This window comes from Micromonospora sp. C81, from assembly GCF_018070425.1.
Lineage (GTDB): Bacteria > Actinomycetota > Actinomycetes > Mycobacteriales > Micromonosporaceae > Micromonospora > Micromonospora zamorensis.
Genome location: NZ_JAGPXS010000038.1, coordinates 1 through 17,032, shown reverse-complemented (window position 1 = coordinate 17,032; position 17,032 = coordinate 1). Strand labels below are relative to the sequence as shown.

The window sequence follows — 17,032 nt, the reverse complement described above, 5'->3', positions numbered from 1 at the left end:
GAGTTACGGCGGTCATGGCGGAGGGGAAACGCCCGGTTACATTCCGAACCCGGAAGCTAAGCCCTCCAGCGCCGATGGTACTGCACTCGTGAGGGTGTGGGAGAGTAGGACGCCGCCGGACAATCTTTCCAGAAAGGGTCACCCGTTATCGGGTGGCCCTTTCTGCGTTTCCCTCACATGTTTTTGCGTGGTCTCGAGGACGTTGATCGACTTGGTTTCCGTAAAACCGGGGTATCAGGCCGCCCCGGATACCGCGGTTTCGGTGTTCCCGAGTCGATCAACGTCCTCGCAGCGTGGCAGCGACCCTGAGGGTCCTGTGGTGGCTGGCTTCCCGGGTGCGGCGGCGCGGTATCGGTGGTGAGGTCATGGCCCCGTTCGAGGAGATGTGGCATCCCGCCGCGGATCGGTTCCGTGCCGAGATCCGGGTGCAGGACGCACGGGTGGTGCCGATGCCGCCGCATGGTGGCCGGCGCCACGGCTAGGGCCGTGACACCGGCGAGTAAGACCTCAGCGCGGGCGAGACCTCAGCGGGTGAGACCCTCAGCGCGGGTGAGACCTCAGCGGGTGAGACCCTCAGCGCGGGTGAGACCCTCAGCGCGGGTGAGACGTCAGTCCCGGCGATACCTCAGAGCGGGTGAGACCTCAGGAGGGCTTCGGCCCGCAGACGTAGCGGGGCTCCGCGTCGTAGCGCCAGGTGAACTTCTCCCGCTTGACCACCGCGCCACCCTTCTTGATGACCCGGAAGGCGTCCTGGGTGAAGCCGTTGATGCCGTTGGTCGCGATGCACGAGGGGCCGGGCTCCAAGTGGATCAGCTTCGGCGTGGTGATGTTGCGACGCGGCCCGTACTCCGTCTTCACGCTGTCGTAGATCTTCGTGCTCCAGATCGACACCGTGATCGTGCTCGACGTGTACGAGGTGTCGATCAGAACGCCGTGCTCGGTGTTGTTGCGGAACTTGAAGTCCAGGTCCGGCCAGAAGATCGTCGACTCGATGACCGCCGGGTACCTGTCGAACCAGTACGAGTGCGGCTTGTGCTCGACGTCCTCCAACCCGGCGTAGTAGGTCGCGTTGAACAGCGTGGTGGTGAACTGTGAGGTGCCGCCGCCGACGCCCGGCACCAGTTTGCCGTTCAGGATGACCGGGGCGTCCCGATAGCCCTGTGCGTAACCGCGTTCGCCGGTGTGGCCGTTCAGGGAGAACGTCTTTCCGGGTAGGACGACCGTGCCGTCCACGTCCTTGGCGATGGTGGCGATGTTCTGGCTACGCGACGAGGCCAGACCACCGGTGAATCGGGTGGTGAAGGTGGACACCCGTTCCTTGATGCCCAGGCTGGTCAGCTTCTCCGCGGTCAGCTCCGGTGGCGTCGGCTTCAACTCGCCGGTTACCTCACGACCCTCCGACTTCGGCAGCACCGCCAGCAGTTCGGTGCCCAGGGTCGCCGTGTCCAGCTGCTGGCCGGAACGCCCTTCGGTGATGGTGGGACGGCCACCCGCGATGGTCACTGTGGCGTCCTTCGCCGGCACCTCGATGGCGTTCAGGTCATCGCCGAGCGCCGCGCGCAGCCGCTTGACGTCCACCGACGGCGTCAGCTTGCCGGCCTTGTCGGCGGTGAACCGCAGGCTCTTCGCGATGGCGGCGGGCGGGACCTTCACCGACCCCTTGTCGGTGCGCAGGGTGACCGGCGCGGCGACCGCCGGCTTCGCCAGCTCGGTGACCAGCTTGTCCAGCTCCTCCGGCGTGGTCGCCGGGTGGCTCTCCACCAGGGGGACGGTGACCGGGTTTCCGGCCAGCCAGGCGGCGCGGACCACCTCGGCGGACCGCTGCGGATCCAGGGCCAACCCCGGTTTGGGCTGCACCACCTTCGGCGTGGTGCCCTGGTAGCTGATCGCCGGCATCGTCATGCCCTGGGCCTGGTCGCCGAGCACCTTGCGGAGCGCGTCGTCCAGCCGGCCCGCGTCGACGGTGACCACCGGCTCGACAGTGCGGGAGCCGACCAGCCGGCTGACCGGGTGCGCGTCGGCCTCGGCCGCTGCCGCGACGGTCGCCGGCACGTCGACGGCGAGCCCCACGTCGGCCGGGTTGATCTCGGCGGTGCGTCCGTCGACGGTGACCGTCAGCGGTTTGGCGAGCGCTGCGGCCCGCCGCTCCAGCTCCGCCCGCAACTCCCGGTCGGCGTCCGCGCGGCTCCGGCCGCCCAGCTCGGTGCCGAGCACGCTGGTGCCGCGGGGAACGTCCCCGGCGTACGCCCAGGCGCCGGCACCCGCGACAGCGGCGAACACACCACCGGTGACGCCGGCGGCGAGCAGCATCCGCATCCGGCCGGGGCGGCGCGGGCCGCCCTCCGGCTCGCCGGGGACGGGCGCCGGCCCGGCGGCCGGTCCGTCGTCCGGCCAGGTGACCGCGGTGACCTGCACGGTGGGCCGGTCGTCGGCGGGTGGACTCTTTTCGCCGTACAGCGTCACTGCAACCTCGATCGCCAGGGTGCCGCGGGAGTTTCCCCTCCCGGAGGCACCTACGGTAACGAATGCGCGGCCGTCCTTGGCGGCTACGCCCACCAGGCCCAGCTACCGCGTGTCTCCCGGCGTGTCGTGCTGGCCCCGGGGGCGCTGCCGGTGGCGAACCGCAGACGTGGCACGGTGGCCGGGTGGACACAGCGGAACGGGTGTTGGCGTACGGGGGCGGCTGGCTGGACCGGGCGGGCCCGTTGCGCACCGATCCGGCCCGGATGACTGCGCTGCTCACCGAGCCGACCACGGTGGTGCTGCCCATGTGGCGGGACCGCTGTCTCGTCGACGGGGACGGGCCGGTCCGGCTCACCGCCGAGCGCGCGTCGCTCGTCCGGTCCGCCGCTGGTGAGACCGCCTTCCTGGGGCTCGACGGGGACGTGGCCGTGTTCGCCGCTGACCTGTCCGGGCTTCCCGAGCGGGCTGCCGTTGAGATGGCCGGTGCGACGCGGTCCGTCGACGTACGGGCACTGGTCGGGCGCCTGAAACCAGGCGACGCGGCCGTCCAGGCGTACGGCAGGGGGTTGCTGCACTGGCACCGGCAGCAGCGGTACTGCGGGACGTGCGGTGCGGCGGCCGTCGCCGGTGGCGCCGGGCACCTGCGGACCTGCACCGGCGGTGAGTGCGGGCGGATCCTGTTTCCCCGGATTGAACCGGCGATCATCGTGTTGATCGAGGCGCCCGGCCCACCGGGGCGGTGCCTGCTGGCCAGGCACGCGGGTGCGCCGGAGGACGCGTACTCGACGCTGGCCGGGTTCGTCGAGGTCGGCGAGAGCCTGGAGGACGCGGTCCGTCGGGAGATGGCCGAGGAGGCGGGCGTGACCGTCACCGACGTGACCTACCAGGGGTCGCAGGCGTGGCCGTTCCCCGCCGGCCTGATGGTGGGCTTCCGGGCCACCGCCACGTCCGAGGAGGTACGCGTCGACGGCGAGGAGTTGCTGGAGGCGCGTTGGTTCACCAGGGCTGAGCTGCGGGACCGGATGGCCTCCGGCCGGAGCCTCGGTCGGTTGGACGCCATCGACCACCGCCTTCTGAGTGACTGGCTCGTGGAGAGCTAGCCCGGCCCGATCGCTGGTGCTCCGGTTGGTCGACGGGCGGTCACCGCCATGATCAGAGTGGTGACGATGGCGGTGCCCAGAGCCGCGAGGAGGAGATCGGCGACGGTGCGTGGCCGTATCGTCGCCGCGACGGTCACCAGGCCGGCCGTGCCCACCCACAGCGGTGCCGCGGCCCACCGCACACCGGCTGCGAGGCGGTCGTTGAGTAACACGAACACCACCGCGTAGAGCGCGCCGATCGCAGCGAAGAACGGTGCGTACCGGCCGAGGTGGGCGTAGACGGGTCCACCGGCGAGGCGGAAGGCCAGCCCTCCGGCGAGGATCGACGCGAGCACCAGCACCAGGCCGCAGGTACCCGTCACCGTGAGCGCCACCGTGCGGCTGCGGCGATCACCGCGGGCGAGACGCGGCAGGGCGAGGACGGCGGCAACCTGGGGTGCCCAGAGCGCGCCCTTGCTCAGGACCGTGCCGACCGAGTACGCCGCGGACCCCGACGGGGGAAGTAGTTGCCGGGCCAGGAGCAGATCGGCGTAGGAGACGACGAGCATCGCCAGGGTCGCACCGCAGCCGGCGACCACCTGAGCGGTGGTCAGCCGTGGTGCGGTGGACGGTCGTCCGGGTGCGCGGGCGAGTCGGGCCAGCACCGCCGGGGCGAGCGCCGCGGTCAGCGCGCCGACTGCCAGCGCTCCGGTCAGGCCCGCGCCGAGCAACAGCCCGGCGATCACGCCGCCGTAGCGGCCCACGGCGAGCAGGGCCATCCCGGTGGCGAGTCGCAGGAAGCGCTGACTGCCCTGCAACTCCCCCAGGGAGCGGGCGGAGAGCACGATCGCCGCGGTGGTGACCGCCAGCAGTGCGGGGACCTCGACCGGGAGGTCAAGAGCGGCGACCAGCAGTGGCGTCGCCACGATGAGGCTCCCGGCGCACACGGCGGCCGTGACTGCGGTGAGCCGCCGGGTGTCGGAGGTTCCGTGCCGGGCGTGGTGCACGGCGACGGCCAGTTGCAGACCGAGCCCTGGCACGCTGACGATGGCCACCAGGCCGAGGGCGGTTGCGAGTGCGCTGAGGTCGGCCGGGTCGAGCCGCCGGGCGGCCAACACCGGGACCAGGTAGGCCAGGCCGTTGACGAGGACGCCGGCCAGGGTGACACCGACTCCCGCCGCGCCCAGTCCGTTGGCCCGTCCGCCGGTCGGCTCCGGCTCCGCGGTCTCCTCCGGACGGCCGGGTCGCCGGGCGCTCACGTGATGTCGGACAGGGCGGGGTGGTGCCCGTCGGTCGTGTTCGGCATCGGTGCCTCCGCGACCGCCGGATCCGGTTGCGCCGGAACGGCTGGGGCCGCCGGAGTCGGCGTGGCCCGGCGTACGGGTCGTCGCCGGGCGGCGGTGGAAAGCCAGAGAGCGCCCAGGGCGACGACGATCGCGAGTTGCAGCAGGGCGTTGGTGTTCCGTTGCGTCGACTCGAGGTAGGCCCACCCGGCGAGCAGGACGAGCGCGCCGGGGAGCCACGTCTCGACGGCCCGTCTGATCGTCCTGGCCCGGCGTGGGTCGGCTGTCCAGGGCAGGCGGCGAGGGCCGGGTACCGCCAGCATGAACCCAGCCGCGACCAACAGGCCGCCGATGAGTCCGCTCGACAGCACCAGCGCGGCGGCGCCGACGGCCAGCAGCGGCAGGGATCGGGTGACCCGACGACGACCTCGCGGTACGGCGGTCGACGGGGTGCGCGCGGTGGGCTGCCGGGCGGGCAGCACCGCGAGGAGGACCACCACCGCCAGCAGGATGCCGCCGAGCAGAAGGCCCGCTCGGTACGTCGTGTCCGGGGCGAAGCGGAGTACCACCTCCCCGGAGGTGCCGGCGGGAAGAATCCAGCCCTGCTGCCATCCGTCCACCACCAGCGGCTTCAGCGTCCGCCCGCCGATGGTCGCCTCCCAGCCCGTGTTGGTGTTCTCCCGCACGGCGAGTACGCGGTCGACGGGGTGGCCGGCCACCCGTACGCGTCGTTCGGTGGCTGCCCAGGAGCCGACCTCGATGGCGCTGGCGACCGCCGCCGGGGTCGGCGTGGACGTCCGCGGCACCAGGGCGACCCGAGTCGGCGAGGAGAGATTGCTCGGTGTGGTCACGAGGCGGTGCTCCCCGCGGCCCAGGTCAAGCTGTCGGGGCGTGGCCCCGCATGGCGCCACCGGCATCTCGCGCAGTTCGAGCAGGTCGCGGAGTGTGCCGCGGAGCGTGGTGGTCACCCGGGACGCGCCGATCTGCAGCGTCGGACCCGACCCGCAGGCCAGTGTCACGGGTGCGTCGAGGCGCGATCTGACGATGGGCGCTCCGGGCAGCACGGTCACCTCGCCGACCGCGACGGGCAGCTTCTCCGGCAACCGCAGCTTGTACGGGTCCGTGCTGGTGGCGGACGGCTTGTCGAGGAACTGAATGGTGATTTCGTCGGTCCGCATCGGCGGGTCCAGGCGAAGGAGCCCGTCGTCGCCGAGCAGGCTGCTCCGGAAACCGCCGTCGCCGACCACCCGCACACTTCCGAGGCGGGTGGCGGCTGTTTCGTCGTCGACGGAGAACCGGAGCCCGGTGATGGTCTGCGGCTTGAGCCACTTGAGGCGAAGGATCGGTGCCTCGTCGCTGACCGCCGGTGACCAACTGGTGGTCGGGTCCCCGTCGAACGCCGCGCCGGCCCGACCGGTCGGGTCGGCAACGGCCGTTGAGGAGGCGGTGACCTGCGCGGTGAGGCGCAGCGGCTGTGCGTCGGCCACCAGCTTGTCGAGGACGTTGTCCAGATCCGGGCCGGCCGTCGGCCGCGCCCACAGTTTGGCGTCGTACGTGCCGGCGGCGGGCAGGGTGAGGGCCCGGTCGATGGTGGAGGCGTCCTCAGAACCGCGTACGGCGTCGGTGGAGCAGCGAGGATGGCCGTCGACGGAGAAGCAGGCCGGCGTGGTGGGCGCCGCCGACACGACGACGGTCGCCGGCCGATCGGTGGCCGGTGCGGCGGGAAGGACAAGAGTCCGGCTCGTCTGGACGCCGGGAATCTTGATCTCGGCGATGCCCACCGACCCGTTACCGAGCGGGCGGAGGTCGTAAGTGTCGTCGATCGAGATCTGAACCGTGCGGGTGACATGGACGCCGGGCAGTTCGAAGACCATGTGATCGCTGAACTGTTCGACGGTGCGGCTCTCGTACCCGGCGGTGACGGTCACCGTCGTGGGCAGGGTGTCGGCCTTCAGGTCGAACCAAACCTCGACCCGGGTGACCCGTGTCGGGTTGGCGAGGCCCACCTCGACCCACTGGCGGTCGCTGGGCGAGTACGGCGCGGACTGCCAGGAGGTTTCGGGTTTGCCGTCCATCGCCGCGTAAGGCTGGTGCTCAGGGCGGGCGCCGCCGGGGGAGTCCACCTGCGAACGGGCGGTCGACGCGCGAATCGCGCTGATGCCCTCGAAACGGGCGACGGTCAACTGCTGCGCCCCCCACTCGGGCAGGTAGTCGTGAGCGGGTGCCGTCACCTCGAAGGTGTCATCGGCGGTGAGAGTCTGGGAGGCGTTGTCGCGCGATCGGCCGAACGACACGTCCCGCCTGCGCAGCCCGTCGGTCATCGCGACCGGGCCGGCAACGCCGGCAGCCGCCGCGTCGCCCGCCAGGACCGTTGGCGCCGCGCCGAGCTGCCCTGCCGCGGCGAGGTCGAGGAGCGATTCGGGGCCTCCCACCACGGTGCTCACGTCGTCACGGTCGTATGCGACCACCGGGTCGACTGGCCGGTCGACCCGGTAGACCTCCAATGCCCGGACGGGCACGTCGAGCCCTTGGTCGCGGAACTCGTCCTGGGACGACGGCCCGCCGCGCAGGGGGCCGAAGGAGGTGACGCGGGTCAACCCGGGTGAGCGATCCAGTGCCTGGCGGACCACTGCCGGGCGGGCCGTGTCGGAGCGGCCGTGGTCAAGATCGGCGCGGAACAGCACGTGGCTGATCCCGGACCGGGCGAGCAGGTCGGCCAGCCCGGTCGAGCCGGCTCCGGTGGCGAGTGTCGACTCGATCGCGTCCAGCAGCCGGATCGTGGTCGGTGGGGTGAAGGGGATGGCGTTGCGTACCGCCCACCGGCTGTTCAGCAGCGGCTGGGTCATCTCATCGGTGGTGTTGCCCCAGTCGTACGAGGGGAAGCGCGCCCCGGGTACGACGAGTACCCGCCCGCGCCCGGTGTTCGCGTCGAGCCAGTCGGTGGCCTCATGCCAGTAGCCGGGCACCGCCTTGACGCCGCCTGGCGTGGCGAGACCGCCGGCGAGCGCGGGCGTGGCAACAGCCGTCACGGCGACCATGGCCACGCCGGCCGTGAGCCAGGCCCGTGCGACCGTTCGTGGGCGGTGCTGCTCGGGCGCGGTGCGTGCCGCGCGGACGGCCAGGCCGATCAGGTGCGCCATGCCCAGGGCCAGGGGCAGGCGGAGCAGGACGTCGAACTTGTGCACGTTGCGCAGGGGGGCACCGACGCCGTCGAGGAACTCCCGCTGAGGGCCGGCGAGGAGGTTCGGCAGGTCACCGACGTGCCCCAGACCGACGAGCGCGGCGCCCAGCACCAGACCGGTGATGAGGAACCGGCGGTGCGGCATCCCGCGTCGGGACAGCCCGAGGACACCGAGGGTGGCGACCACCAGGGTCGCGGCGACCAGTACCGCCTCGTTGGCGAGTCGTGCGCCGGCCGGAAGGTTCGGCCCGAACGGGGAGGCCACGTAGGCGAGCCAGTAGGAGGCGCCGCGGAGCGTCGTCACCGCGTCGGTGACGCTGGTCGTGTTCCGGGCGGTCTCGATGTAGTCCAGGAAGGGCGGGCTGTACCGCCCCAGAACCAGCAGCGGAACCAACCACCACGCCGTGGCCAGCGCCACCGCGCCACACCAGGCGGCGATGGCGGTGACGCGGCGGCGTAAGGGCTGGAGGGTGGCGAGCCAGAGCAGGGCGAGTGGCACAACCGCGGCCACGGCTGTGGCGTTGACTCCACCGGCGCAGGCGACGGCGAGGGCCGATCCGGCGACGGCCCGCCGCAGGGGAGTGCCGCGGGCGAGGCCCACCAGCGGGATCAGCACCCAGGGGGCGATGGCGCTGGGCCAGGACTCCACCGAGCCCCAGCCGAGCTGGGTGAGGATGCGGGGTGACAGCGCGAAGGCGACACCGGCGATCATGCGTCCGGCGGGCGTGCCGATGCCCAGCCTGCCCGACAGCCTTACCACTCCCAGGTAGGCGACACAGAAGATCAGCGCCCACCACAGCCGCTGGACCACCCACGGCGCGAGGCCGAGTTCCGATCCGAGCAGAAAGAACGGGCCCATCGGCCAGAGATATCCGTACGCCTGGTTCTGCAGCTGACCGAACGTGCCGGTGGGGTCCCAGAGGTGCAGCGAGCGGAGCAGCCACCCGGCCGCGTTGACGCTCAGGTCAATCTTGGTGTCGGGGACGACCTGACCAGGGGCCTGCTGAAAGGCGAGGGCGGTGAGAGCGATGCAAATGGTCAGGTGCCGAAACCGTCGGGCCGTGTGCCGGGCACGGCTGGACCCCGGAGCGGCATCATTGGTCACCTCTGCACGCATTTCGGCTCCTGTCTCCGCCAGCCGGACGCGCACCTGCAACCGACGACCGTCGCGCGACGTTATCCGGACCGGGCACGGACGGGCCACCAGGGGTGCTGCGGTGGCGTTATCGGGAGAACGGCCACCCCCACGGCGTGTAAGCGTGTGGCAGGCTGCCGACCATGTCAATGCCAGAAGCTGAGGTCGAGACGCATCCGGAAGGCGTCGCGTCCGAGGGCGACCGGCCGGGGCCGATCGGGCGATGGTTCCGTGCCGACCGTGTCCGCGCGGTAGCGTTCGCCCTCATCGTCGTGTCCGTAGCCTGGCGCGCCGGCCTCGCCACCCGTGGCTGGTTCTCGCAGGACGAGTTCGTCATCGCTGCCCAGGTCCTCGACACCCGGCTGGACGCGGACTACCTCCTGCGTACCTTCAACAACCACCTCATGCCCGGCGGCCTGCTGGTGGCGTGGGCGATGGTGCGGGTGGCGGGCTTTGTCACCTGGCCCTGGGTGCTTCTGCTGGCGGTCGGCCAGGCGGCGACCGGGTTCGCCGTCTACCGGTTGCTGCGCCATCTGCTCCGGCCAGGCTGGGGGCTGCTCATCCCGCTGTGCCTGTTCGTGTTCAGCCCGCTGACGCTTGAGGTCTCCTCGCTGTGGCTGGTCGGGCTGCTCGTGCTGCCGATGCAGTTGGCCCTGGTCATGGCGGCGACGGCCCAGGTCTGGTACGTGCGGACCGGTCGGCTGCGGCACCTCGTGGCGGTCGTCCTGTGGGTGGTGTTCGGCCTGCTCTTCGACACCAAGTCCCTGCTGATCGTGCCGCTGCTGTTCCTGCTGACCGTCTTTCTCTTCACGTCGGGTGGCGCCTGGCGCAGCCTGGTGACGACGGTCCGCCGACACTGGCCGGCGTGGTTGGCGCTCGGTGCGCTGTCGGGGGCGTACCTGGCGTTCTATCTGACCCGTCCCGCCCGCGAGCTGGACGAACCCACATCCGTCGGTCAGATCCTCAAATTCCTCGGTGACCTGGTCGGCGAAACCGTCGTTCCGGGTCTGCTCGGAGGCCCCTGGCGTTGGGCGTACGCCGGTGACGGTCCTCCGGCCGTGAACCCGTACGACATCGCCAAGTGGCTGTCCTGGGCGGTGCTGGGGGCTCTCATCGTGGTCACCGCGCGGCGGCGCCCGTCGGCCCGGCGGGCCTGGCTGCTGCTCGCGTGCTACCTCGGGCTGGTCGCCGCGCTCTTCGCCGTGACCCGCCTCGGTGGGCCGCTCGGCACGTTGGTGGGAATCATCCCCCGGTACGTCGCCGACGTGGTGCTGGTCGCCGCGATCTGTGTCGGCGCGGCCCTGTTGGGGACGAAGGACGCCGATGAGGACGACGTGTCCGCGTGGCCGGTGCCGACCGTTCTGCGGGAGCCGGGTGCCTTCGCGGTCGGCCTGGTCTCGATAATTGTCGTCCTGGCCACCATCGGGGTGGGCACTCTGTGGAGCACGGCCCGTTTCGGGGACAACTGGAGCACCAAGTACGGACGGGATTACCTCGCGACGACGCAGATCGAGCTTGCCGCCGCTGCGCCGGGCACCGTCTTCCTGGAAACCACCGTCCCGGACCGCGTCATCGCCGGCTACTTCTGGCCGGACAATCTCCAGTCGCACTTCTTCCGCCCGGCCGAGCGTCGGCCCACCTTCGTGGCGGAGGCCGAGAAACCGTTCATGTTCGACGACTTCGGCCGGATCCGTCCGGTCGTGGTGCAGGGGCGGAAGATCGTGCCGGGGACGGTGCCCGGCTGCGGGCACCTGGCGGAGGGTGGTCGGCCCGCCCGAATCCCGTTGGACGGGTACCTGGAGGAGTGGCCGTACGCGGTCCATTTCGGCTACGTCAGTTCGGGCGACTCGACGGCAATCTTCCGTCTCGGGGACGCCGTCCGGGTAATCACCCTGAAACGCGGGCTGAACGATGTGTTCTTCCTGCTGGAGGGGGCTGGGGACGCCGTCGAGGTCACCGTGAGCACCTCGGAGGTCAGGGTGTGCACCCAACTGATCACCGTCGGCCGGGCGGTGCCGGCACCGTGAATGGTTGAGCAGACCACCGGCGTCGGCGCCCCGCCGGCGCGGTGGGTGCGCGACACGCTGCCGCTGTACGCCGTTGCGGTGGCCGTCACGGTGCTGGTGCTGGCCCCGCTTGCGGCACCCGGCTACGCGCTGCTGTACGACATGGTGTTCGTACCCCGGCAGCCGCTGAGTTGGGATCTCGTCGCCCCGGCGCAGACTCTGCCCCGGGCGGTGCCGATGGACGCAGTGATGTCCCTGGTCACCCAGCTCGTGCCGGGCTGGGCGGTGCAGCGGGTGGCGCTCGGTGGGGCGGTTCTCCTGGCCGCGGTCGGCGCCGGCCGTCTGGTGCCGACCGAACGGCTCGCGGTCCGGTTGCTCGCCGCGGTGGCGTACGCGTGGACGCCCTACCTTGCCGAGCGGCTGCTGATCGGACAGTGGGGGCTGCTGCTCGCGTACGCCGCGCTGCCCTGGTTGGTCCGGGCGGCGCTGGACCTGCGGGCGGGTCGTGATGGCGCGCTCGCTCGGGTGGTTCTTGCCGCCGCTCCCGCCGCGATCACCCCGACCGGCGGGTTGATCGCGTTGGGCACGGTGATCCTGCTGGTGTCGGACCGGACGCGCCTTCGCCGGTCGGCGCTCGTGGTGGGCGGCGTCGCGTTACTCAACGCCCCCTGGGTGACCGCCGCCCTGGTCACCGGTGCTGGCGGGTCATCCGATTCGGCGGGGGTGGCGGCGTTCGCGGCGCGTTCGGAGAACTGGGCTGGCCCGCTGGTGGCGCTCGCGGGTACGGGTGGCGTCTGGAGCGCACAGGCGACTCCCTCCAGTCGCGCGGCACCGCTGGTGCCGCTGGCGACCCTGATCCTGCTGATCCTGGCCGGTGTCGGTGCCGGCCTGCTGCGGCGCCGGCTGTCCCCGGGTACGGCGGTGCGGCTGGCGGTGCTCGCCGGGATCGCCTTCCTCCTCGCTGCCCTCGGGGTGCTCCCCGGCGGGGCCGCCGCGCTGCGTTGGGCGGTGGTGCACCTGCCGGGCGCGGGGCTGCTTCGAGACGGCCAGAAGTTCCTGGCCCCGTACGCCCTGCTGCTGGTGGTGTGTGCCGCGTTGGGCGCCGAGCGGCTGGTGGCCAGGATCGACCGGGAGGTGGCGGGGGTGGTTCTGGTCGGCCTGCTGCTCCTGCCGGTGGCCGTCATGCCGGACCTCGCCTACGGCGGTGCCGGCCGGCTTCGTCCAGTGAGCTATCCGGCGGACTGGCAGGCGGTCGCCGAGCGGGTGGCCGGCGAGCCGGGGGAGATCCTGGCGCTGCCGCTGTCCGCCTACCGGGCCTTCCCGTGGAACCCGGGACGTGTCGTCCTGGATCCGTTGCCGCGCTATCTGCCGGGGACGGTGCTGACCGACGACACACTCCGGGTCGGCGATGTCGCGGTGGCCGGGGAGAATCCACGGATCCGCGAGGTGCGCCGGGTGTTGGCCGAGGGGCGGCCCGTCTCGGCCACCGGCGTGCGCTGGGTGGTGGTGCACCACCAAGGGCCCAGCGAGGTCGACCCGGCGACCCTTCGTGATCTCGAAACCGTCCACGAGGGACCGTTTCTCACTCTCTACCGAAATCCCGCTGTTCATCCCGAATCGGACCCCCCTGGACATGGCGCGTGGGCAGTCGTGATGGCGCTCGTCGCTGCCCTTCTGGTGGTTATGGCTGCTGCCATTTCGGCACTACACCGGCGCCCTACCGCGTGGTAACGTCCGCTCGCACGTCTCGCCATTGGAGGATTGGCATGCGTAGAGCTCTGACCCTGGTCGTCTCCGGCATGGTGGCGGCGTTGCTGGGGATCCTGGCCCTCGGCGGGCTCTCGGCCGCCGCGACCGCCACCGACAAAGAGGCGGCCAACGAGGCCAAGAGTGTTTCGGAAGCGGCCAAGCGTGCCGGAAAGAAGGACCCGTACGCCCCCGAGGTCTACGGCGACAGGTAGGACGGCTCGCCCCGCTGCTGCACTGGGCGGGGCGACTCCACACCGTTGAGCAGGTCCGCGAAGTGCCCACCCGCGGCCTGCCAGGTGAAGCTCGCCGCGTGCTTCCGGGCCTGCGCCCCCATCTCTCGCCGCATTTCGTCCTCGTGCAGAAGCGTGCGCACCTTCGCCAGATAATCGTCGATGTCGTCGGCCAGCAGGCCGGTGCGCCCGTCGACGATAGCTTCGGCGACTCCACCCGCTTCCCGGAACGCGACCGTTGGCGTGCCCGCGGAACCCGCCTCGACAATCGTCAGACCCCAGCCCTCCTTCAGTGACGGGGTCAGGGCAACCCAGGCGGAGGCGAGCAGAGCCGCTTTCTCCTCCTCCGTCACGAAGCCCCGGAAATCCACCCGCTCGGTGATGTCCAGCTCCGCGGCAAGCTCGCGCAGGTGCGACTCCCACCAGCCCTGGCCGGCGACGACCAGCCGCAGCTGGGGCAGCTCGTCGGCGAGGGCCGCGACCGCCCGCAACGCCACCTCGACCCGCTTGTGTGGCACCAGCCGATTCAGCGTCACCAGAAGCGGGAACGGCGCCCGCTCGGCGTCGGTGCGGGGCAGCGCCGGCGTGCCGTTGTGCACCACGGCGACCTGCTCCGGCGGTACGCCCAGCACCGCCAACTCTCGGCGGGTGGCCTCGGAGACGGTGACGTACCGGCACCGCCGGTAGACGCGTACGGCGAGCGACGACTCGACCCACCAGCCGAACCGGGCGGCCCACTGCGGAAGGACCACCGGCCACTGCTCGCGATGCACGTGGTGGATCAGCTTGACCACCGGCCGCCGTGCCCACAGCGGGGAGAGGAACGGCAATCCGTTGCAGACGTCGACCAGGATGTCGGGCCGGCCGCCCCGACGGCTTGACAGCGGGCCCACGCCCAGCGCGCCGGCCAGGTAGCTGAGCGCCGCCCAGAGGTAGACGGTGTGTCTGCCGCCGCGCCGCACCAGCCGGACGCCCGCCTCGTTGATCTCGTCGCCGGGTGCCTCGCTGTGGGCGGCGCAGAAGAGGGTGGCGCGGAAACCCCGCGCCACCAGCTCGGCGGCGATCCGTTCCACGTACACCTCGGAACCGCCGCCCTCGGGGTTACGGGTGTCTCGCCAGTTGAGGAACAGCACGTGTCCGGGCATGCCGAAGCGACGCTCCACGCGAACCCTACTCTCAAGTAATTTAGGGACGCGCGTCACACTAGGGGCTGGGGTGCCGGCCCGGCAATGCCCAGCTGGGGCAGCGCTGATCGGCTGCGCTACGCGCCGACCGTGGGCGTCGGCGTACCCGCCGGGACTGTCGGCGCCGTGCGGGCCGGTGCGGCCACATCGACGGCGGGCGTATCGGATGCCTGCCCGCGCCCGGCCCGTCGGTTCCGACGCTGCGATCCGAGGACCTGCAGGGGCCGCTCGACGCCGTAGTAGCTGACGGCGGCGTACACCAGGCCGAAGACCATCGTGAGTACGAAGATGTTGAACAGCCCGCCGGTGAAGAGCGGTCGGTCGGCGATCAGGTAGATGAGTTCGATGACCAGCGGGTGCCACAGGAACAGTCCGTACGAGACGGTGCCGAGCCACCGGGCGGACTGGGCACCGAAGGCCTCCTTCACCCGCGTTGGCCCGCCGAAGGCCACCGGGATCAGGATCAGCGACGCGATCGCGAGGTACAGGGCCAGCTTGACCGCGAACTCGGCGGCTGTCGGACCGGCGAGGTCGCGGGGCCCGGCGATGGGCGTCGTCGCGATCGCCATCAGCCCGACCGCCGCTGCCCAGCAGGCAATCGGTGCGGAGGCGAGGTCATCCAGTACGCGGAATGCGGCGGGCGCGGTCCCGGTGCGCAGGGCGACGTGCGCCGCCGCCATGGCCATCCCTGCGCCGAACCAGGCCGCGTACGAGGGGAGCCACATGGTGTGCAGGCCGTTGTCGAGCCAGCCGATCCCCATCAGGGCGAGCCATCCCGCGGTCACCAACAAACCCCCGCAGACGATCACGACGGTTCGGACGGGACGCCATGACCGACCAACAGCGAGCACGGCGACCAGCGGCAGGATCAGGTAGAACGCGACTTCGGTGGCGAGACTCCAGGTCTGGGTGAGCCCGGAGCGCAACTGGCCAGGCCCGTAGATCTGGGTGAAGGTGAGGTGGCGAATCCAGTCACCGGCGGACGCCGGCCGATTCTGCGGCAGGACGAACAGGCAGACCAGCACGGCCAGCCAGTAGGCCGGCAGGATTCGTAGGGCCCGCCGCCAGAGGTACCGTCCGGCGCGCGGTCGGGCCTGTCCCGTCGCGGCGTTCAGGGCCCACGGTCGGAACAGCAGGAATCCGGAGAGCACGAAGAAGATGGCAACGCCGACGTCGAGCCGGGCCAGCCAGCCGCCCCACGTGGTGTTCATGGTGGCGGCGGTCTGGAACCCGACGTGGTGACCGACGACCGCCACGGCGCCGATTGCTCGCAGCGCATCGAGGGCGGGGAGTCGATCGGTTACCGAAGTCTGCGGAACTATTGGCGCGGCGGCTGTGGACATCTGGACATCCAGGGGGTCGCTTTCGAAGGTGACCGGGGAGTAACCTCCCGCCATGTTAAGGATCGGGTGCCCCGGACAACAGGTCGTAGGGCGGCAGGTTACAGGAGGATGAGTGAAGCTTCGCGTGGGCGCCGCGCTATTCGGGCTCGGTGTTTTGTTGCTGGTCTTCGCGGCTGGGCTGCCGTTCTATGTGGCCCCCTCCGTGACCAAGCTCCCTTATGATCTTGAACCAACGACGTCCGTCGCGGAGGCAAAGAACGCCAAGTTCCTGAAGCTCACTCGCGTCGGCGAGTCGGTGAGCATCGAGGTCCTGCAAGGTGACCTCGTCTCCAGCGTCGAGGTCATTCCTCAGCCGGACGACACGAAGGACCGGCTACCCAAGGAACTCAAGGGCGACGCGGTGATCTGGGACGTCTACCAGACGGTCAGGCGTGCCGACACCCCGGACGTGGTCAGCCAGTACAGCACCGAGTTGGCCCTCTACCGGATCTCCGGTGCGGCCGCCCCGTGGAAGGAGCAGTGGCTCAACGAGAGCGGCGCGGAGCAGACTCCGGTCGGGAACGTGAACTACTCCGGCCAGATCTACAAGTTCCCGTTCGGCGCCGGCAAGCGGGACTACCAGGTTTTCGACCGTGACCTGAAGCGGGCCGTCCCGGCGAAGTTCATCGGCACGGAAAAGATCAAGGGCATCGAGGCGTACCGCTTCGAGCAGCGGATCGAGAACGAGGTGCTGAACACCCCGGAGGCGAGCCTCAAGCCGCTTCTGGGCCGGTTCGCCCCCGGCGCCACCAGCGGCCAGATCGTCTACAGCAACACCCGTACGCTCTGGATCGACCCGGTGACGGGCTCCTACGTGAACGTCCGGGAACAGCAGAACAAGGAGCTGCGCCCAGACACCGGCGCCGCCACGGTGCTGCTCGACGCGGACTTCAACTACAACGACGACACGGTCAGCCGCAGTGTCGAGACGGTCAAGGACAACCGCTTCAAGATCGGCCTGATCAGTTTCTGGGGCCCGATCGCCGCCGGTGTCCTTGGTCTGATCGCCCTGGTCGTCGGCGTGTGGCTGGTGACGCGGACCAACGACGGTGCTGCTCGGCACCGCGCCGACCCGGCTGTGGCACCCGGTGCCGACCCGACTCAGACCCGGGTGGACCAGGAACCGGTGCGCGACGAGGAGACCGCCGAGCAGCCCAGGACCGAGCCCGCAGGCGGTCCACTGACCGACGAGATCCCGCCGGCGTCGACGAACTGGAAGTCCGAGGACCCGACGGTGCCGGCCCAGCGCCCGGCGCACGGCGAGGTGGAGCAGCGCTAACGGGTACGACAGGAAGCACGACTGAGGGGTGGGGGGGGCCGGGGCGCACCCCACACCGGGG

General features: G+C 71.0%; 10 protein-coding genes and 1 rRNA gene. 6 read left to right on the top strand and 5 right to left on the bottom strand.

Features of this window, described 5'->3' with window-relative positions; translation table 11 throughout:
• Positions 1-4 precede the first annotated feature (4 nt).
• Positions 5-121, top strand: a 5S ribosomal RNA gene (gene rrf / locus KBX46_RS32125).
• Between the two features lie 521 nt (positions 122-642).
• Here rrf and KBX46_RS32120 read toward each other — a convergent pair.
• Positions 643-2,463 carry a VanW family protein gene (locus KBX46_RS32120; RefSeq protein ID WP_088950634.1) on the bottom strand — a complete coding sequence of 607 codons (1,821 nt, stop codon included), beginning with the start codon at positions 2,461-2,463 and terminating at the stop codon, positions 643-645.
• A gap of 182 nt (positions 2,464-2,645) precedes the next feature.
• Here KBX46_RS32120 and nudC point away from each other — a divergent pair, with 182 nt between their 5' ends.
• Complete coding sequence (gene nudC / locus KBX46_RS32115) at positions 2,646-3,563, top strand: NAD(+) diphosphatase (RefSeq protein WP_308159761.1); 918 nt, start codon at positions 2,646-2,648, stop codon at positions 3,561-3,563.
• Here nudC and KBX46_RS32110 read toward each other — a convergent pair.
• Complete coding sequence (locus KBX46_RS32110; protein ID WP_210795833.1) at positions 3,560-4,801, bottom strand: polysaccharide biosynthesis protein; 1,242 nt, start codon at positions 4,799-4,801, stop codon at positions 3,560-3,562. The two genes, nudC and KBX46_RS32110, sit on opposite strands and share 4 nt — an antisense overlap.
• A complete protein-coding gene (locus tag KBX46_RS32105; RefSeq protein ID WP_210795831.1) occupies positions 4,798-9,123 on the bottom strand; it encodes an alpha-(1->3)-arabinofuranosyltransferase in 4,326 nt (1,441 codons plus the stop codon). The genes KBX46_RS32110 and KBX46_RS32105 overlap by 4 nt, the downstream gene beginning before the upstream one ends.
• Positions 9,124-9,290: 167 nt before the next feature.
• On the opposite strand from KBX46_RS32105, the gene KBX46_RS32100 reads away from it, so the two are divergent.
• The 3 genes from KBX46_RS32100 to KBX46_RS32090 are packed head-to-tail and all read left to right on the top strand — an operon-like array spanning position 9,291 to position 13,108.
• Positions 9,291-11,168, top strand: a complete 1,878-nt coding sequence (locus KBX46_RS32100; RefSeq protein WP_374225049.1) for a hypothetical protein — start codon at positions 9,291-9,293, stop codon at positions 11,166-11,168.
• Positions 11,169-12,878, top strand: coding sequence for a hypothetical protein (locus KBX46_RS32095; protein ID WP_210795829.1), 1,710 nt, complete (start codon positions 11,169-11,171; stop codon positions 12,876-12,878).
• A 35-nt stretch (positions 12,879-12,913) separates the two neighbouring features.
• Positions 12,914-13,108, top strand: coding sequence for a hypothetical protein (locus KBX46_RS32090; protein WP_030328187.1), 195 nt, complete (start codon positions 12,914-12,916; stop codon positions 13,106-13,108).
• Here the strand turns inward: KBX46_RS32090 and KBX46_RS32085 are convergent.
• Positions 13,093-14,271, bottom strand: a complete 1,179-nt coding sequence (locus tag KBX46_RS32085; RefSeq protein WP_210795838.1) for a glycosyltransferase family 4 protein — start codon at positions 14,269-14,271, stop codon at positions 13,093-13,095. The two genes, KBX46_RS32090 and KBX46_RS32085, sit on opposite strands and share 16 nt — an antisense overlap.
• 116 nt (positions 14,272-14,387) lie before the next feature.
• Positions 14,388-15,653, bottom strand: a complete 1,266-nt coding sequence (locus tag KBX46_RS32080) for an acyltransferase (protein ID WP_210795836.1) — start codon at positions 15,651-15,653, stop codon at positions 14,388-14,390.
• A 112-nt stretch (positions 15,654-15,765) separates the two neighbouring features.
• Between KBX46_RS32080 and KBX46_RS32075 the strand changes: the two genes are divergently transcribed.
• Positions 15,766-16,971 (top strand): DUF3068 domain-containing protein, encoded by a 1,206-nt coding sequence (locus KBX46_RS32075; RefSeq protein WP_210795827.1) that lies wholly within the window; start codon positions 15,766-15,768, stop codon positions 16,969-16,971.
• Positions 16,972-17,032: the final 61 nt, after the last annotated feature.

Bases quoted from the DNA above. Each gene is read 5' to 3' on its own strand.
- KBX46_RS32105 (WP_210795831.1), bottom strand. From the start codon at position 9,123: ATGCGTGCAGAGGTGACCAATGATGCCGCTCCGGGGTCCAGCCGTGCC.
- KBX46_RS32100 (WP_374225049.1), top strand. From the start codon at position 9,291: ATGCCAGAAGCTGAGGTCGAGACGCATCCGGAAGGCGTCGCGTCCGAG.
- KBX46_RS32095 (WP_210795829.1), top strand. From the start codon at position 11,169: ATGGTTGAGCAGACCACCGGCGTCGGCGCCCCGCCGGCGCGGTGGGTG.
- KBX46_RS32090 (WP_030328187.1), top strand. From the start codon at position 12,914: ATGCGTAGAGCTCTGACCCTGGTCGTCTCCGGCATGGTGGCGGCGTTG.
- KBX46_RS32085 (WP_210795838.1), bottom strand. From the start codon at position 14,271: ATGCCCGGACACGTGCTGTTCCTCAACTGGCGAGACACCCGTAACCCC.
- KBX46_RS32080 (WP_210795836.1), bottom strand. From the start codon at position 15,653: ATGTCCACAGCCGCCGCGCCAATAGTTCCGCAGACTTCGGTAACCGAT.